Annotated in this window: 24 protein-coding genes; 11 read left to right on the forward strand and 13 right to left on the reverse strand. The window is 54.4% G+C overall.

Annotated features, from left to right (window positions below; genetic code table 11):
• Nucleotides 1-49: 49 nt before the first annotated feature.
• Genes ACERJC_RS10185 through mhbT form a run of 5 tightly spaced genes read right to left on the reverse strand, consistent with a single transcriptional unit; the run spans nucleotide 50 to nucleotide 5,034 of the window.
• Nucleotides 50-1,243 carry a 3-hydroxybenzoate 6-monooxygenase gene (locus ACERJC_RS10185; RefSeq protein ID WP_373671594.1) on the reverse strand — a complete coding sequence of 398 codons (1,194 nt, stop codon included), beginning with the start codon at nucleotides 1,241-1,243 and terminating at the stop codon, nucleotides 50-52.
• A 14-nt stretch (nucleotides 1,244-1,257) separates the two neighbouring features.
• Nucleotides 1,258-1,902, reverse strand: coding sequence for a maleylacetoacetate isomerase (gene maiA, locus ACERJC_RS10190; RefSeq protein ID WP_152403597.1), 645 nt, complete (start codon nucleotides 1,900-1,902; stop codon nucleotides 1,258-1,260).
• Between the two features lie 8 nt (nucleotides 1,903-1,910).
• Nucleotides 1,911-2,612 (reverse strand): fumarylacetoacetate hydrolase family protein, encoded by a 702-nt coding sequence (locus ACERJC_RS10195; protein ID WP_178825919.1) that lies wholly within the window; start codon nucleotides 2,610-2,612, stop codon nucleotides 1,911-1,913.
• Between the two features lie 14 nt (nucleotides 2,613-2,626).
• The gene (gtdA, locus tag ACERJC_RS10200; RefSeq protein WP_178825921.1) at nucleotides 2,627-3,664 is read right to left on the reverse strand and encodes a gentisate 1,2-dioxygenase; all 1,038 of its coding nucleotides are present in this window, start codon (nucleotides 3,662-3,664) and stop codon (nucleotides 2,627-2,629) included.
• 11 nt (nucleotides 3,665-3,675) lie between these two features.
• Complete coding sequence (gene mhbT / locus ACERJC_RS10205; protein ID WP_373671595.1) at nucleotides 3,676-5,034, reverse strand: 3-hydroxybenzoate transporter MhbT; 1,359 nt, start codon at nucleotides 5,032-5,034, stop codon at nucleotides 3,676-3,678.
• Between the two features lie 126 nt (nucleotides 5,035-5,160).
• Here mhbT and ACERJC_RS10210 point away from each other — a divergent pair, with 126 nt between their 5' ends.
• The 6 genes from ACERJC_RS10210 (at nucleotide 5,161) to ACERJC_RS10235 (ending at nucleotide 9,482) form a co-directional block, all read left to right on the forward strand.
• Entirely contained in the window at nucleotides 5,161-6,069 is a 909-nt protein-coding gene (locus tag ACERJC_RS10210; RefSeq protein WP_042317990.1) for a LysR family transcriptional regulator, read from the forward strand.
• 131 nt (nucleotides 6,070-6,200) lie between these two features.
• Nucleotides 6,201-6,599: a CidA/LrgA family protein gene (locus tag ACERJC_RS10215; RefSeq protein WP_046481609.1), complete on the forward strand. Its 399-nt coding sequence runs from the start codon at nucleotides 6,201-6,203 to the stop codon at nucleotides 6,597-6,599.
• Nucleotides 6,596-7,291, forward strand: coding sequence for a CidB/LrgB family autolysis modulator (locus ACERJC_RS10220; protein ID WP_371894645.1), 696 nt, complete (start codon nucleotides 6,596-6,598; stop codon nucleotides 7,289-7,291). Before ACERJC_RS10215 ends, ACERJC_RS10220 begins: the two co-directional genes overlap by 4 nt.
• 129 nt (nucleotides 7,292-7,420) lie before the next feature.
• A complete protein-coding gene (cdd, locus tag ACERJC_RS10225) occupies nucleotides 7,421-8,305 on the forward strand; it encodes a cytidine deaminase (protein ID WP_371894644.1) in 885 nt (294 codons plus the stop codon).
• 215 nt (nucleotides 8,306-8,520) lie between these two features.
• Nucleotides 8,521-9,240, forward strand: coding sequence for an outer membrane permeability protein SanA (gene sanA, locus ACERJC_RS10230; protein ID WP_373671596.1), 720 nt, complete (start codon nucleotides 8,521-8,523; stop codon nucleotides 9,238-9,240).
• 2 nt (nucleotides 9,241-9,242) lie between these two features.
• The gene (locus ACERJC_RS10235) at nucleotides 9,243-9,482 is read left to right on the forward strand and encodes a DUF2542 family protein (protein WP_046481618.1); all 240 of its coding nucleotides are present in this window, start codon (nucleotides 9,243-9,245) and stop codon (nucleotides 9,480-9,482) included.
• 49 nt (nucleotides 9,483-9,531) lie between these two features.
• Here ACERJC_RS10235 and mglC read toward each other — a convergent pair whose 3' ends face one another.
• From mglC to folE, 6 genes are all read right to left on the reverse strand, one after another.
• On the reverse strand, nucleotides 9,532-10,542 hold the full coding sequence (gene mglC, locus ACERJC_RS10240; RefSeq protein WP_373671597.1) for a galactose/methyl galactoside ABC transporter permease MglC: 1,011 nt from the start codon (nucleotides 10,540-10,542) through the stop codon (nucleotides 9,532-9,534).
• A 15-nt stretch (nucleotides 10,543-10,557) separates the two neighbouring features.
• Nucleotides 10,558-12,078 carry a galactose/methyl galactoside ABC transporter ATP-binding protein MglA gene (gene mglA / locus ACERJC_RS10245; RefSeq protein WP_152403568.1) on the reverse strand — a complete coding sequence of 507 codons (1,521 nt, stop codon included), beginning with the start codon at nucleotides 12,076-12,078 and terminating at the stop codon, nucleotides 10,558-10,560.
• 67 nt (nucleotides 12,079-12,145) lie between these two features.
• Nucleotides 12,146-13,144, reverse strand: a complete 999-nt coding sequence (gene mglB / locus ACERJC_RS10250) for a galactose/glucose ABC transporter substrate-binding protein MglB (protein ID WP_042317978.1) — start codon at nucleotides 13,142-13,144, stop codon at nucleotides 12,146-12,148.
• Between the two features lie 294 nt (nucleotides 13,145-13,438).
• Nucleotides 13,439-14,464 carry an HTH-type transcriptional regulator GalS gene (gene galS / locus ACERJC_RS10255; protein ID WP_373671598.1) on the reverse strand — a complete coding sequence of 342 codons (1,026 nt, stop codon included), beginning with the start codon at nucleotides 14,462-14,464 and terminating at the stop codon, nucleotides 13,439-13,441.
• 142 nt (nucleotides 14,465-14,606) lie between these two features.
• Complete coding sequence (gene yeiB, locus ACERJC_RS10260) at nucleotides 14,607-15,764, reverse strand: DUF418 domain-containing protein YeiB (RefSeq protein ID WP_286633696.1); 1,158 nt, start codon at nucleotides 15,762-15,764, stop codon at nucleotides 14,607-14,609.
• A gap of 14 nt (nucleotides 15,765-15,778) precedes the next feature.
• Nucleotides 15,779-16,447: a GTP cyclohydrolase I FolE gene (gene folE / locus ACERJC_RS10265; RefSeq protein ID WP_012131616.1), complete on the reverse strand. Its 669-nt coding sequence runs from the start codon at nucleotides 16,445-16,447 to the stop codon at nucleotides 15,779-15,781.
• 308 nt (nucleotides 16,448-16,755) lie between these two features.
• On the opposite strand from folE, the gene fghA reads away from it, so the two are divergent.
• The gene (gene fghA, locus ACERJC_RS10270) at nucleotides 16,756-17,592 is read left to right on the forward strand and encodes an S-formylglutathione hydrolase (RefSeq protein WP_152403559.1); all 837 of its coding nucleotides are present in this window, start codon (nucleotides 16,756-16,758) and stop codon (nucleotides 17,590-17,592) included.
• A 284-nt stretch (nucleotides 17,593-17,876) separates the two neighbouring features.
• A complete protein-coding gene (locus ACERJC_RS10275) occupies nucleotides 17,877-19,862 on the forward strand; it encodes a ligand-gated channel protein (protein WP_373671599.1) in 1,986 nt (661 codons plus the stop codon).
• A 65-nt stretch (nucleotides 19,863-19,927) separates the two neighbouring features.
• Here ACERJC_RS10275 and lysP read toward each other — a convergent pair whose 3' ends face one another.
• A complete protein-coding gene (gene lysP, locus ACERJC_RS10280) occupies nucleotides 19,928-21,397 on the reverse strand; it encodes a lysine-specific permease (protein WP_286633697.1) in 1,470 nt (489 codons plus the stop codon).
• 182 nt (nucleotides 21,398-21,579) lie between these two features.
• Nucleotides 21,580-22,443 (reverse strand): DNA-binding transcriptional regulator YeiE, encoded by an 864-nt coding sequence (gene yieE / locus ACERJC_RS10285; protein ID WP_152403553.1) that lies wholly within the window; start codon nucleotides 22,441-22,443, stop codon nucleotides 21,580-21,582.
• A 99-nt stretch (nucleotides 22,444-22,542) separates the two neighbouring features.
• Here yieE and ACERJC_RS10290 point away from each other — a divergent pair, with 99 nt between their 5' ends.
• From ACERJC_RS10290 to ACERJC_RS10300, 3 genes are all read left to right on the forward strand, one after another.
• Nucleotides 22,543-23,592 carry a YeiH family protein gene (locus tag ACERJC_RS10290; RefSeq protein ID WP_371894640.1) on the forward strand — a complete coding sequence of 350 codons (1,050 nt, stop codon included), beginning with the start codon at nucleotides 22,543-22,545 and terminating at the stop codon, nucleotides 23,590-23,592.
• Nucleotides 23,593-23,798: 206 nt separating this feature from the next.
• Entirely contained in the window at nucleotides 23,799-24,656 is an 858-nt protein-coding gene (nfo, locus tag ACERJC_RS10295; protein ID WP_371894639.1) for a deoxyribonuclease IV, read from the forward strand.
• A gap of 2 nt (nucleotides 24,657-24,658) precedes the next feature.
• Nucleotides 24,659-25,750 (forward strand): sugar kinase, encoded by a 1,092-nt coding sequence (locus ACERJC_RS10300; RefSeq protein ID WP_152403546.1) that lies wholly within the window; start codon nucleotides 24,659-24,661, stop codon nucleotides 25,748-25,750.
• Nucleotides 25,751-25,761 lie beyond the last annotated feature (11 nt).

Below are 25,761 nucleotides of genomic sequence, written 5' to 3' on the forward strand. Positions count from 1 at the left end.
TGGCGGTAGGCCGGGCAAGCGAAGCGCCCCCCGGCAAAGGCCCTTATTCTCAGCGCGGCAGAAGACAGTTATCTTCTTTCCAGCCGTACAGCCATTCCATGCCGCGATAAAACTCCGCCTGCGATTTGCCTTTCCACAACAGATTACGCACCTGGCGCTCTACGCCCGCCGCATGATACACGCGTCCCATTTCGCGGGTAGACCAGACGATGCGTGCCGTGCGCGGAATGCGCACGGACTCATACAGCGCGAAGGCTTTTGCCGCATCGCCGTCGCATTGTGCCAGCGCTTTGCCCAGCGTGACGGCATCTTCCAGCGCCATACAGGCCCCCTGCGCCATGTACTGCGCCACCGGGTGCGCCGCATCGCCTACCAGCGTGATGCGCTCAGTACCCCATTTTTCTACCGGTTCGCGATCGGCAGTTGACCAGCGACGCCAGGTTGTGGGTTTATCCAGCATCTGCCGGGGGCGCGGATGGATCCCGGCGAAATACGACAGCACCTCTTCCTTGCTGCCGTCTTTAACGCCCCACTCCTCCTGGTGACGACTGTGGAAGGTCACGACCAGGTTGTACTGCTTGCCGCCACGCAGCGGATAGTGCACAAGGTGGCAGTGCGGCCCGGCCCAGAGCACCGGCGCGTTAATGCGCAGGTCTTCCGGCATATCCGCACAGTCAATAACCGCGCGGTAGACCACGTGTCCGGTCACGCGCGGCGAATCGCCCAGCAGACTCTGACGCACTACCGACTTCACGCCGTCACAGCCAACCAGAATATCGGCGGTCCAACTGTTCCCCTGCTCATCGAATACCGTCACGTCGTCTGCCGTCTGGCGAATATCGACCACGTTGGTCGAGGTCCGGTACTCAACATTCGGATGGGTCAGAACCGATTCCCAGACGGAAGCGTGGATATCAACCCGGTGGATAACCGCATACGGGCCGCCAAAGTGGTCGCGAAAGGCCTGTCCGGTTTCGATGCGCACCACTTCTTCCGCGTTCACAGCGTCCATCATGGTGATGTGATCGGTAAACACCGCGCGTGAACGCGCCACTTCGCCGACGCCGAGACTGTCCAGCGCTGAGAAGGCGTTTGGACCGAGCTGAATGCCCGCGCCAATTTCGCCAATTTCATGGGCTTTTTCCAGCAGCATCACCTTGATGCCCTGACGTGCCAGCGAAAGCGCGGTGGCTGCTCCGCCAATTCCGCCGCCGACAATAATTGCTCTCATCACTTTAGCCATTGTCATTCTCCTTCTCAGGCTGAGATTTTATCTTGTTGATTTTCGGGGGCTGCGGCGATGAACGCCGATAGCTGTGTACAGGCGTCATACACGGCTTTGCAGCGCGGATAACCGCTCAGATCGCACCCCATTCTTAACGCATTCGCCCATTGTGGGACCAGGCAGCAGTCGGCAAGCGTTGGCGCATTGCCCACGCAGTAGTTCTGCGACTGGCTCTGACGCAACAGCTGTTCGACGGCGCTTAACCCCTGCTGGATCCAGTGCGCGTACCAGCGTTTTTTGTCTTCTTCACTGACCTTCAGTTCCTCGCTCAGATAGCGCAGCACCCGCAGGTTGTTCACCGGGTGAATGTCGCAAGCGATGGCATAGACGATTTCCAGCACCTGCGTGCGCGCCGGATCGCTGACGGGCAGCAAGCGCGACTGTGGAAAATGCCGGTCCAGCCAGTCGATGATGGCCAGCGACTGACCAAGCGCTTCGCCGTCATCGGTCACCAGCGTCGGCACCAGCCCCACCGGATTCATCCGCCGGTAGGCCAGTTCGTTTTGTTGACCGATACGAATATTGACGCCCACCGTCTGGTAGTCGATGCCCTTTAATGCCAGCGCGATACGTACGCGGTATGACGCCGAACTGTTAAAAAAACTGTACAGCTTCATACATCACCTCAGACAATCTTCACAGCGACAGGCGTCAACCCGCCCACGCCACCGGTGATCACATCCCCTTTCACCACGGCGCCGACGCCTTCTGGCGTACCGGTGAAGATCAGGTCGCCCGGTTGCAATTCGAAGAAACCGGACAGATAGCTGATCGTTTCATTCACCGACCAGATCAGATGGCGAATGTCGCTACGCTGGTGATCGTCGCCGTTCACCTGCAACCAGATGGGCGCGGAAGTGATATCCGCAATCTCATCCGCTTTATGCAGCGGCGCGATGGGCGCAGAGAGATCGAACGCTTTGCCGATTTCCCACGGACGCCCCATCTGACGCATCTCCATCTGGCGATCGCGACGGGTCATATCCAGCCCGGTGGCATACCCCCAGATATATTCATGGGCTTTTTCTAACGGGATATCGCTGCCCTTTTTGCCGATGGCAACCACCAGCTCAATTTCATAGTGATAGTTGTCCGTTTGCGCCGGATACGGCAGCGCTAACGTTTCACCTGCAGCAACCGGCACAACCGCATCGGCAGGCTTACAGAAGAAGAACGGCGGTTCACGGTCAGGGTCGAAACCCATTTCGCGGGCATGGGCGGCATAGTTGCGTCCCACGCAGTACACGCGACGGACGGGGAACTGCGCATCGCTGCCGACAACCGGTACGGTCACGGGGGCCTGTGGGGCAAATACATACTGAGTCATGGCTCTCTCCCAAATTAATAGCGGGCTTCGCGGAACAGCCCGAGGGCTTCCTGTACCGGTCTGTCCGAAAAGCTGAATAAAACGGTCTCATCGGTGGTTTTGAACGACACGCCGTGCCAGGTCGGAACCACAAAAATATCTTTGGCTGAAAAAGGGAAGGTCTCGTTGCCGACGGTGACCTCGCCCGCCCCTTCAACGACGTGGTAAATGGTGCTGTCAGTGGTACGCGCCACCCGCGAGGTAAAGCCTTTTGGCAACAGTTGCAGGAACGTGCCCATCGATGGCATCGGGTAGCCGCCGGTTACCGGGTTGACATAGCGCATCTTGTAGCCATCCCACTCGTCGGCATCGCCCAGACGAGTCAGGTCATGCAGCGCGTCGCGACTGCGGTCATAGCGGTAGTTGAAAATCGGCGATGAGTTGCCTTTCTGATGGCGCAGCGGCAGCATGTTGGCGGCATAGCGCGGCAGGTAGTCACCCTCTTTGCGCGAGACCGGCTGCTGATCTTCCGGGTAATCTTCGGCAAAGCCACAGCCCAAAAGGTTGACCAACGGCAGATCCAGACCGTCCAGCCAGACCACCGGTTCGTCGCCAGGGTTACCGTGATCGTGCCATTGCCACTGCGGGGTCAGAATAAAGTCGCCGGTGTGCATCTGGGTGCGCTCGCCGTCCACGGCAGTGAACGCGCCTTTCCCTTCGACAATAAAGCGTAACGCCGACTGGTTATGACGATGGCTGGGTGCAACTTCACCCGGCATGATCAACTGCAACCCCGCATAGAGCGTTGACGTGATGGAGGACTGCCCGCGTAACATCGGGTTTTCCAGTACCAGCACGCGACGAATCGCCTCTTTTGCGCCAATCAGGTTGCCGCTTTCCAGCAGCAGCGGGCGAATTTCCTGGTAGTTCCAGTACGCTGGCGCACAGGTCGGATTCGGCGTTTGCGGAACCAGGTGATGCAGTGATTCCCACAGCGGGGTCAGATTCTGCCCCGAAATATGCTGATAAAACTGCTGACGGCTGTTTTTAACATCCTGATTTTGTTCTGACATAGGGATTCTCCTTATTCGTTCACGACGCTTGCGTGCGGCAAGCTATCCGGGACAGAGGCTGACTGGCGGACGACGACTGTCAGTACGGCTAACATCACCGCGCTGATGACCGCTGGAACAGCGATAATGAAAAACAAAGTATCGAAAGAGAAATTCATCGCCATCATCACGCCACCGGAAAGCGACCCGACAATCGCGCCGCAGCGCCCCACCGCGTTGGACCAGCTCACGCCCGTCGCCCGACTCTGTGTGGGATAGAGCGTGGCGGTTAAGGCGTTGAGGCCCACCTGCGATCCGCTGATACCCACCCCGGTACCGAAGATCGCCAGCGCCATCAGCCATAAACCGTTTTCGCTCAGACCAATCATGACGATGCATGCCGCCCCCAGCGCGTAACTCACGGCCAGCACCCGGAACGGATTGTGTTTATCCATCAGCACGCCCAGGGCCAGCGCACCGAGCGTACCGCCAACCTGAAACGCCGCCGTCACCCAGGAAGCCTGTTGCAGGTCAATCCCTCGATGGTTTAACAGCGTTGGCATCCAGCTCGACAGCAGATAAATGATTAACAGACTCATGAAGAACACCACCCATAACATCAGGGTAATGGGCAACTGACGGCCAACAAACAGCTGGCGAATGCTGCCTTTGGCAATCGCCGCAGCCTCCTGGAGGTAAAACTGCGTATTGTCGTAACGTTCGCCGGTGATCGCGCTGACCGTTCTGGCGATGGTTGCCTGCGGCAGCTGACGGCGTACCTGCCAACGCGGAGATTCCGGCAGGACCACGAGCAGTACGAAGAACAGCATCAGCGGTAACACGCCACCGAGTACCAGAATTCCGTGCCAACCGATGGCCGGCACCAGCTGCGCGCTGACAATCCCGCCCATGGCGGAACCGAGCGTAAAGCCGCAGAACATCAGGGTAACCAACGCACCACGGCGACGGGCAGGCAGGTATTCAGAGGTCATTGTGATGGTGTTTGGCATGGCGCCGCCCAGGCCCAGACCGGTCAGAAAGCGCAGAATGACCAGCGTTTGCAGATCTGGCGAAAAGGCGGAAATCAGGCTCAGCGCGCCAAACAGCGCCACGCAGAGCTCAATCACCCGTTTGCGACCGAAACGGTCGGACAGCGGTCCGCATAGTAAGGCGCCAGCGGTAAGTCCTAACAGACCCGCGCCGAACAGCGGGGCCAGGTCTCCGGCAGTTAACTGCCAGTGGGTACGAATATCGGGTGCGATAAAGCCAATGGCCGCAGTATCAAAACCATCAAGCATGACCACCAGAAAGCAGCAGATGATCACCCGCCACTGTGTCTTGCTGACAGGAGCAGCATCGATCAGAGCTTGTAGTTCACGTCGTTGAGTCATAGTGAATGCCTCGGTGCAGGTAGGGACAGATGTTGTTTTGTTTTTGGTATGTTACGAGTTTGTAGACTGGGCGATAAAATGTACAATGGCATTTCATGCAGAGACATAACCTGGAGGTTATCGCTGATGGCAAACTGGGCGCAAAAACTGAAGCTGCACCATCTGCAAATGCTGGTGGCGCTGGGCGAACAAGGGAATCTCACGCACGTCGCGCGGATGATGAATATCACCCAGCCCGCGCTGTCGAAATGGCTGTCACAGCTCGAAGATGAGATGGGGATCACGCTCTTTGAACGTCACAGTAAAGGTCTGCGCCCCTCGGAAGGCGGCAAGTTGCTGCTGCAACACGCCCAGCGTTTAATCAATGACATGGAACGTTCACAGTATGAAATGGCACGTTTTAAAGAAGGCGGGCTGGTAGGGAGCCTGAAGATTGGCTGCTCGCCGGTGGCGACCGACTGTGTGTCGCAGGCGATCCTCAATCTGCTCGTTGAGATGCCGACGCTGCATCTTAACATTGAAGAAAAGGTCATGACGCCGCTGCTGCACGACCTGCTTGCCGGTTCCGTGGATGTGGTAGTGGGTCGCGTCGGTGGGCGAGCGCTGCAACTTCCGCTCAATTATCAGGTGCTGTATACCGAACCCGTCTGCTTTGTCGCTCGTCCCCACCATCCTCTGGCGAAGTTTGATACCCTGAGCTGGGCCGATCTCGCGCACTGGCGCTGGATTGTCTGGCCGACGGGAACGCCCATCCGCCTGAGTATTGATAACGCACTGGTCGATAACGGGGTGATGCTGCCGGAAAACACCATCGAATCGGCATCAATGAACGTCAGTACCAACCTGCTGCAAAGCAGCGATATGATCTCTATCCTTTCTTTACGGCTGGCACAACGCTATGCCAGTCAGGGGCAACTGGTGATCCTGAACCTGCCGAAAATTGAACAAAAGGGCAGCGTGGGTGTGTTCTGGCGCAATAATGAGACGCCGTCCAGCGCGCTGAGTCGTTTCTTACAACTGCTGGCACAAGTTTAGCGTCACGTATTGGGGACATTGCCCAATGTTCCCGCTGTCTATCTTCAGTATGCTAAGAATTCATGATGTGATCGATAGCACGTTTTAAAGTTTAATTGTATGATGAATCCGTCGCTTCAAGGAATTACAACATGAGCAAGACACTGAATATCATCTGGCAATACTTACGCGCTTTCGTGCTGATTTATGCCTGTCTGTATGCAGGCATTTTTATTGCGTCCCTGCTGCCCGTCGCCATTTCAGGCAGCATCATCGGGATGCTGATCCTGTTTGTGCTGCTGGCGTTGCAAATCATTCCGGCGAAATGGGTCAACCCCGGCTGCTATGTGTTGATTCGCTATATGGCGCTGCTGTTTGTGCCGATTGGCGTCGGCGTAATGCAGTACTTCGATCTGCTGCGCGCGCAGTTTGGTCCGGTGGTGGTGTCGTGCGCAATCAGTACGCTGGTGGTTTTTCTGGTGGTGAGCTGGAGTTCGCACCTGGTCCACGGTGAACGCAAAGTGGTTGGTCAGAAAGGGTCTAAAGAATGATGTCGTCAATCTGGTGGTCTTTACCGCTGACGCTGGCGGTTTTTTTCGGCGCGCGCAAACTGGCTGCACGTTTCAAATTTCCTTTACTGAATCCGCTGCTGGTGGCAATGGTGGTGATTATCCCGTTCCTCCTGCTGACCGGTATTTCCTACGACAGCTATTTTAAAGGCAGCGAGGTATTAAACGATCTGCTGCAACCGGCGGTGGTGGCGCTGGCCTACCCGCTGTACGAACAACTGCATCAGATCCGTGCCCGCTGGAAGTCGATTATTACTATCTGCTTTGTCGGCAGCATTGTGGCCATGGTGACCGGTACCTCGGTGGCGCTGCTGATGGGCGCAACGCCTGAAATCGCCGCCTCTGTCTTACCGAAATCCGTCACCACGCCGATTGCGATGGCCGTCGGCGGCAGCATCGGCGGCATCCCGGCGGTCAGCGCCGTGTGCGTGATTTTCGTCGGTATTCTCGGCGCCGTCTTTGGTCATACGCTGTTAAACGCCATGCGCATTAAAACCAAAGCCGCGCGTGGACTGGCGATGGGCACTGCGTCTCACGCCCTCGGCACCGCCCGCTGCGCGGAGCTGGATTATCAGGAAGGCGCATTCAGTTCGTTGGCGCTGGTGATTTGCGGGATTATTACCTCACTGATCGCCCCATTCCTGTTTCCGATTATTCTCGCGGCTGTGGGCTAAAATTTGCGATACGTCGCGCATTTTTAATTTAAGTTTCATAAGTTGCACACGCAATGAGATTTAGATCACACATATGGCCGTGACAGGCCCGTACACTACGATCCCAATACATTGTTATGAGGCAACGTCATGCACCCACGTTTTCACACTGCCTTTAGCCAACTTGCAGACAATCTGCAATCAGCGCTGGCACCCATCCTGGCGGATACGCATTTCCCCGCTTCGCTGACGGCTGAGCAGGTTTCAATGCTTAAAAGCGCAACGGGACTGGACGAAGACGCGCTGGCATTCGCGCTGCTGCCGCTGGCGGCGGCCTGCGCCTGTACGCCGTTGTCGAACTTCAACGTCGGCGCGATTGCACGCGGCGTGAGCGGAACATGGTACTTCGGCGCCAACATGGAATTCCTCGGCGCGACCATGCAGCAAACGGTTCATGCTGAACAAAGCGCCATCAGCCACGCCTGGCTGCGCGGCGAGAAAGGCCTCGCGGCGATCACCGTTAACTACACTCCGTGTGGCCACTGCCGTCAGTTTATGAACGAGTTGAACAGCGGACTGGATCTGCGCATTCATCTGCCCGGTCGCGAACCGCATACGTTGCGCGACTATTTACCAGACGCGTTTGGGCCCAAAGATCTCGACATCAAGACGCTGCTGATGGACGAACAGGATCACGGTTTTGCCCCTCAGGGCGATGCACTGACGCAAGCGGCCATTGCCGCCGCCAGCCGCAGTCATATGCCGTACAGCCAGTCACCGAGCGGTGTGGCGCTGGAGTGCAAAGACGGACGCATCTTTAGCGGAAGCTATGGCGAGAATGCCGCGTTTAACCCGACGCTGCCACCGTTGCAGGGGGCGCTGATTCTGCTGAATCTGAACGGCTACGGTTATGCCGATATTCAACGTGCGGTTCTGGCGGAAAAAGCCGACGCGCCGCTGATCCAGTGGGATGCCACCGCCGCTACGCTGAAAGCGCTGGGATGCCATCACATCGATCGCGTGCTACTGGGTTAATTGCCCGATGGCTCCAGCCCCTGGGCCGGAAAAGGTGCTTTCACCGCCATCCGGCCTAATCGCCTGATGGCGCTACGCTTATCAGGCCTGCACTGGTTTCATTCGGCATGACTGCGTATTGCTGAAAATCCCCCCAATCAGACTACTGTTTCTTGCGCTTCGACAGCGGGTACAGTAGCCTGATTGAAATTTCATCCAGTGACAGAGTTTTCTTCATGCTAAAGCGCGTACTCTACAGCCTGTTGGTCCTGATCGGCTTGCTGCTGTTGGTCGTGCTGGGCCTTGACCGCTGGATGAGCTGGAAAACCGCCCCCTATATTTACGATGAGCTTCAGGACCTTCCCTACCGCCAGGTCGGCGTGGTACTTGGTACCGCAAAATATTATCGTACCGGGGTTATTAACCAGTATTACCGCTATCGTATTCAGGGCGCGCTCAACGCCTACAACAGCGGCAAAGTTAACTACCTGCTGCTTAGCGGTGACAACGCGCTGCAAAGCTACAACGAACCGATGACCATGCGCAAAGACCTGATTGCCGCTGGCGTCGATCCTACCGATATCGTGTTAGATTACGCCGGATTTCGCACGCTCGATTCGATTGTTCGCACCCGTAAAGTCTTCGACACCAATGACTTCATCATCATTACCCAGCGCTTCCACTGCGAGCGCGCGCTGTTTATCGCCCTGCATATGGGCATACAGGCGCAGTGCTACGCCGTACCTTCGCCAAAAGATATGCTGACGGTTCGGGTTCGCGAGTTTGGCGCACGCTTTGGGGCGCTTGCCGATCTGTATCTGTTTAAACGTGAACCCCGGTTCCTCGGCCCGTTAGTGCCGATCCCCACCCTGCATCAGGTTCCTGACGATGCCCAAGGGTATCCGGCCGTGACGCCAGAGCAATTGCTTGAACTGCAAAAGAAACAAGGAAAATAGACATGGAAGATAAAACGCTTTTTATCGTGATTGGCGTGCTGATGATTGTCGCCTGGACCCTGCGGGAAGGAATTAAAGGGTTACGCTCCGGCGTCGTCGAGAAAACGGTCAAGGGCTCGCAGACACCACGCCTAATTCAGCGTTCCGCAGAACCTGCCGCTTACTGGAGCTATATTGGCGTCTACTTTGGCCTTTCGGTTGGCGCGCTGCTTGTGGGCATCTGGCTGGTTTTTATCAAATAAAAAACCGGCGCAAAGCTCGTCTGCACCGGTTTGATTCTGCATGGAAGGGTTACTTCTTACGCGCGTATTTCAGTGAATCCAGCGCAACCGCGAAGATGATAATGCCGCCCTTGATGATGTACTGCCAGTACGGGTTAACGCCGATGTAGGTCAGGCCGTAGTTGATGACGGTAAAGATAATCACACCGGTCACCACACCGAACACGGTACCCACCCCGCCGCTAAACGACACGCCGCCGACCACGCAGGCCGCAATCGCATCCAGTTCGTACATGAAGCCCAGGTTGTTGGTCGCCGAACCGATACGCCCCGCTTCCAGCAGGCCGCCGAAGGCATAGAACACACCGGACAGCGCATAGATCATCAGCAGGTTCAGCGCCACGTTCACACCCGACACTTTCGCCGCTTCCGGGTTACCGCCGATGGCGAAAATGTTTTTACCAAAGCGGGTTTTATTCCACAGTACCCAGACAAATGCGACGGCGATCAGCGCATAGAACGTGATATACGAAAGCCGGAAGCTACCCAGTGCGATGAAGCCCTGCGCAAAGGTCGAGAAGCCGCTATCAAAGCCCGAAATCGGTGAAGCCCCCACGAAGTCGTAATACAGGGAGTTGATCCCGTAGACGATAATCATCGTGCCGAGCGTGGTAATAAAAGGCGTCACGTTCAGATAAGCGATGATAATCCCGTTCACCAGACCGATGATCGCGCCAATAGCGCAGACAATCAGGATAACCAGCGCAATCGGCATGGTTGCCATTTCCGGGAACACTTTATTGACGTTATCCATTGACTGCAGCAGCGTTGCCGCCACCACCGCCGCCAGCCCAACCTGACGACCTGCGGACAGGTCAGTCCCCTGGGTGACAATCAGACCCGCAACCCCCAGCGCAATAATAATACGCACGGAAGACTGGGTCAGAATATTACTTAAGTTAAGCAGACTTAAGAACGTGGGATCCTGGAAAATAATAATGGCCAGCAAGACTAAAAGAACGACGTAAATACCGCCCTCTTTCAGATAAGTAAGAAAACTTTTCTTATTTAACGCACTCATGAGGAGCCCCTAATCTTAAAGGTGCAAAGACGCAAGACGCAGAATTTCGTTTTGCGTTGTCGTTTTTGTATCAACAATTCCAGAAACGAGGCCGTTGCTCATGACCAGAATACGATCTGTTATCCCTAACAATTCCGGCATTTCGGAGGAGATAATAATGATCCCCTTACCTTTTTTCGCCAGTTCCGCAATTAACTGATAAATTTCAAACTTCGCACCGACGTCGATCCCACGGGTGGGTTCGTCGAGCATTAAAATTTCCGGTTGCGTCAGCAGCCAGCGACCAATAACCACCTTCTGCTGGTTACCACCCGAAAGCGAACCAATTTGCGTCTTGTGACCTGGCGTTTTTACCCGCATGGAGTCAATAACCCATTGGGTATCGCTTTTCATTCGCGAGTTATCTAACAGACCGACTTTATTTTTGTAATTCTGAATATTGGAAATTAAGGAGTTGAAACCGATGTCCAGATAAGCATAAATCCCCGTGGAACGACGCTCTTCTGTGACCAGCGCGAAACCGTGGTTAATGGCTTCATTCGCACTATGGTTATTAATCTTTTTGCCGTGTAGCGTAATGGTGCCCGATGATTTCTCACGGATACCAAACAGCGTTTCAACGATGTCAGTGCGCCTGGCGCCGACCAGTCCTGCGATACCGAGGATCTCGCCTTTATGCAAATCAAAAGAGATATCACGGATAGATGGCTGGCGCAGCGAGGTCAGGTTACGCACTTCCAGAATAACTTCCCCCGGCTCGTTGACTTTATCCGGGAATCGCTGGTTCAGGGAACGACCGACCATCATGGCGATGATCTTGTCCATATCCAGCCCTTCCAGCGGTTGCGTCGCAATCCACTGTCCGTCACGCAGAACGGTAATCTCATCGCACAACTGGAAAATTTCTTCCATTTTGTGGGAGATATACACAATACCGCAGCCACGCTCTTTCAGCTTACGAATAATCGTGAACAGATGGTTGACCTCTTTTTCCGTTAACGAGGAGGTCGGTTCATCCATAATCACAATTTTCGCGTTATACGAAAACGCTTTGGCAATTTCAATCATCTGCATTTGCGACACGGACAATGTCCCGACGCGCGCGCGCGGATCGATATCAATATCCAGCTCATCAAAAATAGCTTTGGTATCACGGTACATTTTTTCCTGATCGACAAACATGCCTTTGGTGGGATAACGCCCCAGCCACATGTTGTCCATTACAGAACGCTGTAATACCAGGTTTAACTCCTGGTGTACCATTGAAATACCATTCTCCAGCGCTTCTTTGGCTGAATGAAAATCGATTTCTTTACCCTGAAATAATATGCTGCCAGAATCTTTTTGATAGATCCCAAAAAGACATTTTAATAGTGTCGACTTTCCAGCACCATTCTCTCCCATTAATGCATGAATCGAATGCGGGCGGACTTTTAAATTAACATTATCAAGTGCCTTAACGCCGGGAAAAGACTTGTTGATGCCGCTCATTTCCAACAAGAATTCGCCTGACGGCTGAGTAATTGTGCTGACCATAATTATACCTTGTTGGCCTCGCAGAGTGCGTGATGAAAGGGCGCGATAATCATCGCGCCCCACAAACTTACTTCTTGGTGAACTCGGCCAGGTTATCTTTATCAACGCCTACGTAAGGAACGCGGACGATTTTATTTTCGATTTTCCACTCAGTGCCGTCAGCTGCACCTTTGCCGTCTGCGAGGTTTTTCGCCAGATCAAAGGTCGCTTTTGCCTGGTTGTTCGCATCGTTCAGCACGGTACCGGCCAGCGCACCGGACTTCACCAGCGCCAGCGCTTCTGGCAGTGCATCGACGCCAAATACCGGTACGCTGGTTTTGTTGTGCGCTTTCAGCGCTTCAACAGCACCCATTGCCATCGCATCGTTGTTGGCGATAACCACTTCAATTTTGTTCGCGTTCGGACCGGAGAGCCACGCGTCCATTTTGTCTTTCGCCATTGCGGTGTCCCACATCGCGGTATCTAACTGCAGCTGCTCGGTTTTGATGCCTTTGTCGTTCAGCTCTTTGATAACGTAAGTGGTACGCGCTTCAGCATCCGGATGACCCGGTTCGCCTTTCAGCAGCACAAACTGAATCTGACCGTCTTTGTTCAGATCCCAGCCCTGGTTTGCCGCCCAGTGTTTAGCGATCAGATCGCCCTGGATAATACCGGATTCTTTGGAGTCAGTACCGACGTAGTAAGCCTTGTCATAGCTGTCCAGGGCTTTACGCGAAGGTTCTTTGTTGAAGAAGACTACTGGCACATTTTGACCGCGCGCTTTCTCGATAACCGTGCCCGCCGCCGCCGGGTCAACCAGGTTGATGGCCAGCGCTTTCACGCCTTTTGCCAACAGCACGTCAATCTGATCGTTCTGTTTCGACTGGTCGTTCTGTGAGTCGTTCATCAGCAACTGAACATCTGGTGCCGCTTTCGCGTCTGCTTCGATAGCCTTACGCACCACGGACATAAAGTTATCGTCATATTTGTAGATTGTCACACCGATGCGAGTATCAGCAGCGTGCGCAGCCGCGCCGAATAACATGCTTGCCATAACAGCAGAAAGGGTTAACACCTTCTTATTCATGGTAACTCCGGTTTTATTATGCAGGGTAGTACGTAAGATAAATGCCCGGCGGGACAAAACGTTAATGAAGTGTTATGTAAACGCCGAAGCTCATTTTAAAAAAATCTCTCTTCCTTGCCCGGTAACGCTCCAGAAATAGGCTTTAATTTCGCTTAAGGCGACTTTACCTCGGTAAAAGTGATTACTCACAGTTACATCGTAGTTACAGTGCGACAAGCGGTGCCATCATAGCGACGACAATGTTAAGATACTGTGAATTTACTCACATATTGAAAGCGGTTACATCTGGCGAAATCATAAGTTAGTGATCGCCGCCGCATTCTGTCGCACGGCGACCGAATGACGCCGCACGAGGGTCGGCATAAAGCAGTGTGACGCGGATAAATCCAGCGTTCCAGCCGCGCCCTGCAAGGCAAGTTCTGTTGCCAGTTTTGCCATAGAAGCAATGGGATAGCGCACCGTTGTCAGTTGGGGATCGGTGTAGCGGGCGATGGGAATATCGTCAAAACCGATGATTGAAAGGTGTAAAGGGATGGAAATGCCGTTGTCCTTCAGCGCCGTCAGCGCCCCGGCAGCCATATTGTCGTTATAGGCGAACACAGCGGTTAACTGCAGGTTGCGCCCCAACAACTCCACCATCGCCGCCTCACCGCCCTGCATGTCCGGCGAACCGGTGCCGATCCAACTTTCCGGCGGGACAATGCCCTGCTCTTTGAGCGCGCTGCTCCACCCTTCCCGGCGCATGACGTCATCTTCAATGCGGTGGCTGGAGGCCAGATAGCCAATGCGCTGATGACCGTTATTCAATAGCATGCGGGTCGCCATTTTCGCGCCGCTGATATTGTCAAGGCAGACACAGCGGTGGGCGTAACCAGGGACTATACGGTTGATCAGCACCATACCGGGGATCTGGTCCATAAACTCGCCCAGTTCCCGATCGCTTAACGCTTTCGAGTGAACGATCAAAGCATTACACCGCTGGCGGATCAACACCTCAATGGCGTGACGCTCCTTTTCGGACTCATGATAGCTGTTGCCGATCAGCACATATTTTTGATGCTGCTGGGCGACCAGATCCACCGCTTTCACCAACGCGCCAAAAAACGCATCGGAAACGTCCATCACCACCACGCCAATCGTTTCACTGACCTGCGTGGCCAGCGCCTGGGCATTGGCGTTTGGCCGATAGCCCAGCAGCGTCACCGCCTTCATTACCGCCTCGCGCGTATCGGGACTGACCAGCGCACTGTTGTTTAATACGCGGGAAACCGTTGCCACGGATACGCCTGCCTGACGCGCCACATCACGAATGGTGATCATATTCACTACCCTGTCTGGAATTGCAGTCACTCGCTGCATAACTGGCGGCTATTTTGTCAGCGGAGGGGAAAGGACTACGTGAGTGCGGTCACAGCGATGAAAGCGCTTACATCCATTTTGTTAATGATTGTGATCCAGATCGTTATCTGGATGTATGGGGCAATGATATCCCTGACGCACGCAGGGTTAATTGTCGCCAGAGCCATTCCACCGGGCCCTGAGGCAGGAATCGCAGCCAAATCACGGAGAAAAGCAGGTTTGCCAGCCACACCGGGAAAACAAACAGCAGCAGCTCAAGACGGTCATATTTCATAAATAAGCCGAATTGATAAAACAGTGTGGTGCAAATCAGGGTTTGCAGCAGGTAATTCGTCAGCGCCATTCGTCCGACGCAGGCAATCGCGAGAACAATTTTACTGCGGCTAAGCTGCGGCCAGTAACCAAACATCAACGCGGTATAGCCGATCGTCTGAAACGGCGCGCTGAGTTCACGCGGGGCCTGTAACAGGAAGGCACACCAGCGATAGTTCCAGTCCAGTTGCCACTGCGCGACCACGGCAGGCAGGTTAATCAGCAGGCCCACGGCGATAAGTAAAACGCCGCTGCGGCGGTAATGCGAAAGACGAAACTGCCCTTTCAGCCAGCCACTGCGCATCAGTGCTGCTCCGAGCAACATCATACCCGCCAGTTGCCAGCCGTACTGAGCGCCGAGCGCCAGCAGGCTGTTTGATAATCCTTCAACCCGATTGCTGATAGCGTCGACGCCGCCGTTAACTTTCCAGAATTTTTCATACAGTAAGGCTGAGGCATCCGGCGTCCAGGCGCGATTAGAGGCGCTACCGGAAATCGCACCTAGCAACAACAGGACCCCAATCCCAACCAGATAGAGCAGCACCCCGGTGTTAAACAGGCTTTTCACCGACGGTGCATCGCGTACCAGTCGCCAGCAGATCAGCCCCACCAGTCCATAAGCCAGTAAAATATCGCCATCCCAGAACAGCAAAGCATGAATAAAACCGAGCAGCACCAGCAGGGTCAGACGGGACTGGATCCAACGCTTGCCGCGTGGCAGCAGCATTTGCAGACCCGCGCCAAACAGCAGTGCAAAAAGAGTGAGGAATTTTACCTGGGCGAATAAATCCAAAATAGCCCAGGTCCAGGCATCGGAAGCGGTAATATTTCCGTACCAGGCTGGATTAAGGTAAGCCGCCTTTGGCAGACCAAAGGCGCTGATATTCAACAGCAGGATACCGAGGATGGCGACGCCACGAACAAAATCCAGCGTGACATTACGCTCCATAGCCCCTGCCTTAATCAGTTGTGATGACGTACAGCGCGCAAAAATTCCTGACGCGTATTCTGGCTCGATTTGAACAGGCCGCCAAGCGAGGTGGTGGTGGTCGCACTGGTGGCATCGCGAATACCGCGCGCTTTCACGCAGTAGTGCACCGCATCAATCGATACCGCCACGTTGTTGGTCCCCAGCAGGGTTTGCAGCGCAGTCAGGATTTGCTGCGTTAAACGCTCCTGTACCTGCGGACGTTGTGCAAAGAACTGGACGATGCGGTTGATCTTCGACAGACCAATCACTGAATCTTTCGGGATATAGGCCACGGTGGCTTTGCCATCAATGGTCACGAAGTGATGCTCACAGGTACTGGTCAGCGTGATGTCGCGTACCGTTACCATCTCATCAACCTTCATTTTGTTTTCAATGACGGTGATTTTCGGGAAATTGGCGTAATCCAGACCCGAGAAAATCTCATCGACATACATTTTGGCGATGCGATGCGGCGTTTCCATCAGGCTGTCATCGCTCAGATCGAGGTTCAACAACTGCATGATCTCGGTCATATGGCCTGAGATAAGACGTTTGCGCGTTTCGTTATCCATCTCATGCACGGGTGGGCGCAGCGGCGTTTCCAGCCCTCGCGCTACCAGCGCTTCATGAACCAGGGCCGCTTCTTTACTGAGTGATGACATTTATTCTTCTCCTGCAGGTGTGGCACCTCTGCCCTACGTGGGGCAAAGTTTGTAGGCTGTAGACAGCCTGATTATTGTGCGTGAGGCCGCGCACATAATCCAGTATTCGCAACGATAATTATTGAAATCGCCGTCGCCTTTCAAATCGTGTTTCGCAAAAGGCAGCGGGAAGGGTTACATCGACGTGGTATCGATGATGAAGCATGTCTGCGCAATGCGGAAGTGAAAGTTACTCACAGTGCCATGAATTATCTGTATTATGGGGAGTTTGCGAACACATTCAGGTTCAACACAACAAGGAGCCACGCATGGAAATGCTCGAAGAGCACCGCTGTTTTGAAGGCTGGCAGCAACGCTGGCGACACGACTCCACCACGCTGAACTGCGCAATGACGTTCAGCATTTTTCTCCCCCCGCCTCGCGACACCACCTCTCCGCCAGTTCTGTACTGGTTGTCCGGGTTAACCTGTAATGATGAAAACTTTACCACCAAAGCCGGCGCGCAGCGTATCGCGGCTGAATTGGGTATTGTATTAGTCATGCCGGATACCAGCCCGCGTGGCGAACAGGTCGCCAATAATGAGGGTTACGATCTGGGCCAGGGAGCCGGTTTTTATCTCAATGCCACGCAGCAACCCTGGGCTGCCCATTTCCGCATGTATGACTACGTACGTGATGAACTCCCGGCGCTGATTCAGGCGCATTTTAACGTCAGCGATCGCTGCGCGATCAGTGGACACTCAATGGGCGGTCACGGCGCGTTGATCATGGCGTTGAAAAATCCGGGCAAATACACCAGCGTTTCCGCTTTCGCGCCCATCGTTAATCCTTGCCGCGTCCCGTGGGGCGAGAAAGCGTTTCGCGCCTATCTGGGCGAAGATCAGGCCGCATGGACGGAATGGGACAGCTGTGCATTGATGTACGCCAGCCAGCCGGAAGATGCCATCCCGACGCTGATTGACCAGGGTGACAGCGATCAGTTTCTGGCCGACCAGCTACAACCCGCCGTTCTTGCAGAAGCCGCACGTCAGACCGCCTGGCCGATGACGCTGCGCATTCAGCCCGGTTACGATCACAGCTATTACTTTATTGCCTCATTTATTGAGGATCATCTGCGCTTCCATGCAGAGCATTTGATGAAATAGCCGCGGAGGGCTATGTGCCCTCCTTTTTTCTTCGTTACTTCTCCATGATTTCTTCATTTTTTCCTCACATTTACGCTCACCTATCTCATTGACGTAAAAGGATTTCTTTTACAAATCAGATAAATGCAAATGATTTCAATTATCATTACTGTTTACAAATATTCATTATTTTGTACAATTCCCCTCGCTTCTTTACCGCAAAGAGTTCTTAAAAGACAAACACATACAGTTGTCATGGCCTTTCACATGACATGCGGTTTTTACTCGTTTAATGGAATGACAAAATGACCATACCTCACGTTAAGGCTATTGCCGTCGTAGTCAGCGCGGCGTGCCTCCCATCGTTCGTTCATGCTGCCGATCAGGATACCGTTGTTGTTACCGCGACGGGATTTGAGCAGAAAATCCAGAATGCCCCAGCTTCAATTTCGGTTATTTCGAAACAGCAAATTGAAGATAAAGCTTACCGCGACGTTACCGATGCGCTGAAAGATGTGCCCGGCGTGGTGGTCACCGGCGGGGGCAGCAGCAGTGATATCAGCATCCGCGGGATGGCGTCGCAGTACACGCTGTTCCTGGTGAACGGCAAACGCATTAGCACTCGCGGTACACGCCCGAACAGCGATAACTCTGGGATCGAGCAGGGCTGGTTGCCGCCACTGGAGTCCATTGAGCGAATCGAAGTTATCCGTGGCCCGATGTCATCACTGTATGGCTCCGATGCGATGGGCGGCGTGATTAACGTGATCACCAAAAAAGTCTCTAATACCAAAGGCTGGACCGGCTCTCTGCACGGCGATGCCACCTTCCAGGAAAACAGCGATTCCGGCGATCTGTTCCAGACCAATGCCTATGCCTCTGGCCCACTGATCGACGGCCTGTTGGGCGCGAAAGTCACCGGACTGCTGTCTCGCCGTGCGGAAGACCAAATTGTCAATGGCTACAATGAGCAACGCCTGCGTAACGGCGGTCTGACCCTTAACTTTACGCCGGACGATAAGAATGACATCGATTTTGATATCGCCCGTGAATTGCAGGATCGCGACAGTACGCCTGGCAAATCAATGGCCGCAGAGAGTTGCCGTAACGGAACCTGTAAACCCAATACAAAAAGTGAAAACCGCTATGAGCACACCACGTACTCATTAACGCACAGCGGCTATTACGATGAGTTCAACACCACCAGCTATATCCAGCAGGAAGAGACCAACAACCCGGGTCGTGAGATGAAGTCGTACAACACGATCTTCAATAACCAGAACCAGATTTTCCTCGGCGCCCATACCCTGACGCTGGGCGGTCAATATCGTTATGAAAAACTGCGCGATACCGGCAACCAACTGAAAGCGGCTGATGGTCTGGACAAACTGACTCGCTGGAGTTGGGCGCTGTTTGCGGAAGATGAATGGGCAATGACCGACAGCTTCACCCTGACCGGCGGCATCCGCATGGATAAAGACGAAAACTACGGCGACAACTGGACACCGCGCGGTTATGGCGTCTGGCATCTGAGCGATCAATGGACCTTAAAAGGTGGTGTCTCCGCAGGTTATCGCGCGCCGGACCTGCGTCAATCCTCCGCAAACTGGGGTCAGGTCACCGGAGGCGGTCGTCTGAATGGCATTATCGTCGGTAACCCGGATCTGAAGCCGGAAAAGAGCCTGAGCGAAGAACTGGGGCTGCTGTGGGATAACGGCGACAACCTCAACGCCGGCATCACCCTGTTCAATACCGATTTCAAAGACAAGATCACCGAAGTTCGCCGCTGTAACAGCAGCGCCGATCCGGCCTGTACGATTGGCGGTGAGCACTATGATTTTATCAGCGATCGCGTGAACGTTGATAAAGCCAACATGCGCGGTGTGGAATCGACGTTCGGCTGGAAAATGACCCGCGACCTCAACTGGACGGCCAACTACACCTATACCGAGTCAGAACAGAAAAGCGGTCAATTCGAGGGCAAGCCATTAAACAAAATGCCAAAGCATATGTTTAACACGACGCTGGACTGGCAGGCAACGGAGACCGTGGGCTTCTGGAGCCGTCTGAACTTCCGCGGTAAAACCTCCGAATACCTGAGCCGCACCTCTATGTCGCAGGGTACGCCGTCCTATACGCAGGTTGATGTCGGTCTGCGATACAACGCGAACAAAAACCTGCTGGTGACGGCTGGGGTTTATAACGCACTGGATAAACAGATTGATTACGATACCTACGACACTATCCTCGATGGTCGTCGCTACACGGTAGGTCTGACGTACAACTTCTGAGTCTCCCCCAACAAAAAACCCCGACAGCGTCGGGGTTTTTTATCGTTTCACTTGTGTGGTTGCTGTTATTTCTTCACGCGTTCCGGGAAGTGCATTTCACTGTAACGAACAAAGCGAGTCCCTCGGGTCAGCTTATAGCCGAACCAGATAATCAGGAACAGCGGAATACCGATATAGGTTGCCGCTACGCCGCCCCAGTCGATGGTGTCTTTCAGGAACGCTTCGTAGTTCTGGCCCAGCGTGATGATAAGGCACAGGACAAACGCGAAGATCGGCCCCAGCGGGAAGAAGCCTGAACGGTACGGCAGATCCTTCAGGTCACGGCCCTGCATGACATAGCCGCGACGGAAACGATAGTGGCTGATGGCAATCCCCAGCCAGGCGATAAAGCCAGTCATCCCGGACGTGTTCAGCAGCCACAGGTAAACCGTCTGGTTACCGAACATCGAGGTCAGGAAGCACAGACCAGCAATCACCGTCGTAGCATACAGCGCATTACGCGGAACGCCGCCGCGAGACAGCTTCGCGAAAATACGCGGGGCTTTGCCGTCGCAGGCCAGGGTGTAGAGCATACGGGTTGAGGCGTACATCCCGGAGTTACCCGCCGACAGCACCGCCGTCAGGATAACCGCGTTCATCACCGCCGCCGCAGAGAGCAGACCGGCATGCTGGAAGACCAGCGTAAACGGGCTGACGCTGATGTCTTTCACATCGTTACGCAGCAGGCTCGGATCGGTGTACGGGATGATCAGGCTGATGATCAGAATAGCGAAGACATAGAACAGCAGGATCCGCCAGAACACCTGACGCACCGCGCGCGGAATGTTCTTCTCAGGGTCTTCAGATTCACCGGCAGCAATACCAATCAACTCCGTCCCCTGGAAAGAGAATCCGACAATCATCGCCACGCCAATCATTGCCGCAAAACCACCGGCAAACGGCGCATCGCCCGTCGTCCAGTTACTCCAGCCCACCGGCTGAGTGCCTTTGAAGATGCCGACTATCATCATCACGCCCACGATGATGAAGATAATCACGGTTGCCACTTTGATCAGTGAGAACCAGTATTCCGCTTCACCAAAGCCTCTGACCGAGATGTAGTTCAGCAGGAAGATCACACCAAGGAACAGCGCACTCCAGATCCAGCCTGGGGTATCGGGGAACCACCAGCTCATCACCAGCTGTGCCGCCACGAGATCAACGGCGATGGTTACTGCCCAGTTGTACCAGTAGTTCCAGCCCAGCGCGAAGCCAAAGCCTTCTTCAACGTAGTTCTGACCGTAGGTCGCAAACGAACCGGACACCGGCATATACGCCGCGAGTTCGCCAAGACTGGTCATCAGGAAGTACACCATCAGGCCAATCAGAATATAGGAAAACAGCGCACCGCCAGGACCCGCTGCGGAAATGGTGGCACCAGACGCAACAAAAAGGCCGGTACCGATGGAGCCGCCGATGGCGATCATCGTCAGGTGACGCGCCTTCAGTTCGCGACGTAACGCGGGCGCTTCTGTGGTTTTAGTTTCGGAAACCATGTGAAAATGCTATCCATCCAAAAAATGAGGCGCGATTGTAACAGACGAAACGCTCTCTATCTGGCACAAATGCGCTGTTATAAGAGACCTTCATGACCGGCCGCGGATTATAAGTAATAGCAGAGAATAGTGGACCGATAGCCTTCAGGACTCATCACCGGTAAGGCATCGGTCCCCTGGCGTTATTCGCAATAGCTCAGGAAGCGCTGGAGCGCATTGGAGAGGTGTTTCTGGCGATGATGGATCCGCCAGAGCGTACGCACCAGACGCGGAAGCGGCACCGCGACTTCGCTGAGCGTTCCCGCCTGGAGTTGCTCATCAATTACCCGCCGTGACAGACAGCTAATTCCCAGCCCATGACGCACGGCGTGCTTGATGGCTTCGGAGTTTCCCAGTTCCATCGCCATTTCAAATTTCGGTAAGTGCGACAGCAGCAGATAATCCACAATTTCCCGCGTTCCGGAACCGTGCTCGCGCAGGATCCAGGGGGCAGCGGCGAGTTGTTCAAGCGTCACCGGTCCCTGTGCCAGCGGCGAAGACGGCGCAGCGAACACCACCAGTTCATCTTCCAGCCACGGCTCCGAGATGATTTCCGTATTGTGGCACGGCCCTTCGATAAGCCCAATGTCGACCCGAAAATCAAGCACCGCCGTCATCACGTCCTGACTGTTACCGACGCTGAGTTCCAGGGGAAGAGTGGGGAAATCACGACGATAACGGGCGATCACCCCCGGAAGAATATAGTTACCGATAGTGCTACTGGCGTACACACGGATAGCACCGTTGTCTTCGCGGAACAGTTGCTCAATTTCCACCGCCTGCTCCAGCAACGCCTGCGCCCGCGGATAAAGCAAGCGTCCATGTTCATTCACCACCAGCCGTTTGCCTACGCGATCAAAAAGCTGAACACCCAGCTGGCCTTCCAGATCGGTCAGCGCCGCACTGACCGCCGACTGCGACAGCGACAGCATCACCGACGCCTGCGTCGTTGAGCCGCTTTTCAAAACTTCAGTGAATACTTCGAGTTGCCGCAGGGTGATGTGCATGGTCGCTTACCACTTATAAAGATTAATTATAAATATATAATCAATTTTATTTTTAAGCCAGTTCGCCGTAACCTTTTGCCCATAAAAGAGGAGAAGGCAATGACAGAACTCACCTTAACGACTCATCGTCGAACAATGTGGCATTTTATTCCGGGGCTTGCCCTGAGTGCAGTAATTACCGGGGTTGCCTTATGGGGCGGGTCCATTCCCGCCGTGGCAGGGGCCGGGTTCAGCGCCCTCACCTTAGCAATTTTGTTGGGGATGGTGATCGGTAATACCGTCTATCCGCAGATCTGGAAAAGCTGTGACGGCGGCGTCCTGTTTGCCAAGCAACATTTATTACGCCTGGGGATTATCCTCTACGGCTTTCGCCTCACCTTCGCGCAGATTGCTGACGTGGGTGTCAGCGGCATCCTGATCGACATTCTGACGCTGTCCAGCACCTTTATGCTGGCCTGCTTTCTGGGTCAGAAAGTCTTTGGGCTGGATCGCCAGACCAGCTGGTTGATCGGCGCAGGTAGCAGTATTTGCGGTGCGGCGGCGGTGCTGGCGACAGAGCCGGTAGTGAAAGCCGAGGCCAGCAAAGTCACGGTCGCCGTCGCGACGGTGGTGATCTTCGGGACGATGGCGATTTTCCTCTACCCGGCGATGTACCCGCTGCTGGCTCAGTGGTTTAGCCCGGAAACGTACGGTATTTTTATTGGCTCCACCATGCATGAAGTGGCACAGGTTGTGGCGGCAGGACATGCGATCAACCCGGATGCGGAAAACGCGGCGGTGATTGCCAAAATGCTGCGCGTCATGATGCTGGCTCCGTTCCTCATCTTTATGGCCGCACGTGTTAAGCAACTGTCACCGGCCAGCGGTGGGGAAAAAAGCAAAATCACCATTCCGTGGTTTGCAATTCTGTTCATCGTGGTTGCCATTTTCAACTCATTCCACCTGTTGCCACAGGCGGTAGTGAACATGCTGGTCACCCTGGATACGATACTGCTGGCCATGGCAATGGCGGCACTGGGGCTGACAACGCATGTGAGTGCGCTGAAAAAAGCCGGGGCGAAACCGCTGTTAATGGCGCTGGTGCTGTTCATCTGGCTGATTGTCGGCGGTGGCGTGATTAACGTCCTGGTCCAGCACGTTATTGCATAATTCGCTACATCCTGACCCTGTTAACCCGCTATGATTGGGAATTATTTGTTGATTGTTTGTTTATACGCAAAACCACTCACGTTGCATCAAGATGGCAAGTGAATTCATCCCCGGGAGCGTACATAAATGCGTGACCGGGGTGAGTGAACGCCACCAACGCAAAGGCAGCCTGAAGGATAAAGCGTATAGGGTTAACAGGAGTTTTAATGAAATACATCGGAGCACACGTCAGCGCGGCGGGCGGGCTGGCAAATGCCGCCATTCGCGCCGCTGAAATCGAGGCAACCGCGTTTGCGCTCTTTACCAAAAATCAGCGTCAATGGCGCGCCGCCCCTCTCACCGCGCAAATCATCGATGACTTTAAAGCCGCCTGTGAGAAATATCACTTCACATCCGCTCAGATCCTGCCGCACGACAGCTATCTGATCAACCTGGGCCACCCGGTCAGCGACGCGCTGGAAAAATCCCGCGACGCTTTTCTCGATGAAATGCAGCGCTGCGAGCAGCTCGGCTTATCCCTGCTTAACTTTCACCCGGGCAGCCACCTGATGCAAATATCGGAAGACGCGTGTCTGGCGAAGATTGCCGAGTCAATCAACATCGCCCTCGCCCAGACCGAAGGCGTGACTGCGGTGATTGAAAATACCGCCGGTCAGGGCAGCAATCTCGGATTCAAATTTGAACACCTCGCCGCCATCATCGACGGCGTGGAAGACAAATCGCGCGTCGGCGTTTGCATCGACACCTGCCATGCCTTCGCCGCAGGCTATGACTTACGCTCCGCTGCTGAATGTGAAAAAACCTTTGCCGAATTTGAGCGCATCGTCGGCTTTCAGTATCTGCGCGGTATGCACCTGAACGATGCCAAGAGTACCTTTGGCAGCCGGGTCGACCGCCACCACAGCCTGGGTGAAGGCAACATTGGTCACGACGCGTTCCGCTGGATCATGCAGGACGCCCGTTTTGACGGCATCCCGCTGGTGCTGGAAACCATCAATCCCGACATCTGGGGAGAAGAGATTGCCTGGCTGAAAGCGCAACAGACTGAAACGGCGGTTGCGTAATCATGAACGACAGGGAAAAACAGATACTCAAAATTCTGCGCCGCAACCCGCTGATTCAGCAAAACGAAATCGCCGACATTTTGCAGATCAGCCGTTCTCGCGTTGCCGCGCACATCATGGACCTGATGCGTAAAGGGGCGATAAAAGGGAAAGGTTACATCCTCACCGAACAGGCCTATTGCGTGGTGGTGGGAGCAATCAACATGGATATTCGCGGTATGGCGGATATCCACTACCCGCAGGCCGCGTCCAATCCGGGCAGTATCCACTGTTCCGCAGGCGGCGTTGGGCGCAATATCGCCCATAACCTCGCGCTGCTGGGTCGTGATGTGCATCTGATTTCCGCTGTCGGCAGTGATTTTTATGGCGAGACGCTGCTGGAACAAACGCGTCAGGCGGGCGTCAATATCTCCAGCTGCATTCGCCTGCACGGGCATAACACCTCCACCTATCTCTCTATCGCCAACCAGCAGGAAGAGACGGTGCTGGCGATTAACGATACCCACATCCTGCAGCAGCTAACGCCGCAGTTACTAAACAGCTCGCGGGATTTAATCCGCCACGCTGGCGTGGTGCTGGCGGACTGCAACCTGACGCCGGAAGCCATCGAATGGGTCTTTACGGTGGCTGATGATATTCCAGTGTTTATTGATACCGTTTCCGAGTTCAAGGCAACAAAGGTGAAAACCTGGTTTACGCGCATCCATACGCTGAAACCGACGCAAAAAGAGCTGGAAATCTTATGGGGTCATCCCATCAACAGCGACGCCGATCGGCTCAGCGCGGTGAATGCTCTGCACCAACAGGGCATTAAGCAGATTTTTGTCTGTCTGGAAGATGAGTCGGTCTTCTGTAGCGAGAAAGACGGTGAGCAATTCTTACTCACGCCGCCTGCTCATACGGTGGTCGACAGCTTCGGCGCTGACGACGGTTTTATGGCCGGGCTTATCTACTGCTTCCTGGAAGGGAGCGATTTTCGCGAAAGCGCGAATTTTGCGATGGCCTGTGCGGCCCTGTCACGCGCCAGCGTCAGTATCAACAACCCCACCCTTTCCGCTGATAACGCGCTATATCTGTTAAAAACAAACCAGTAAAAACAACTTAT

This window comes from Citrobacter telavivensis (assembly GCF_041807075.1).
Classification (GTDB): domain Bacteria; phylum Pseudomonadota; class Gammaproteobacteria; order Enterobacterales; family Enterobacteriaceae; genus Citrobacter_A; species Citrobacter_A telavivensis.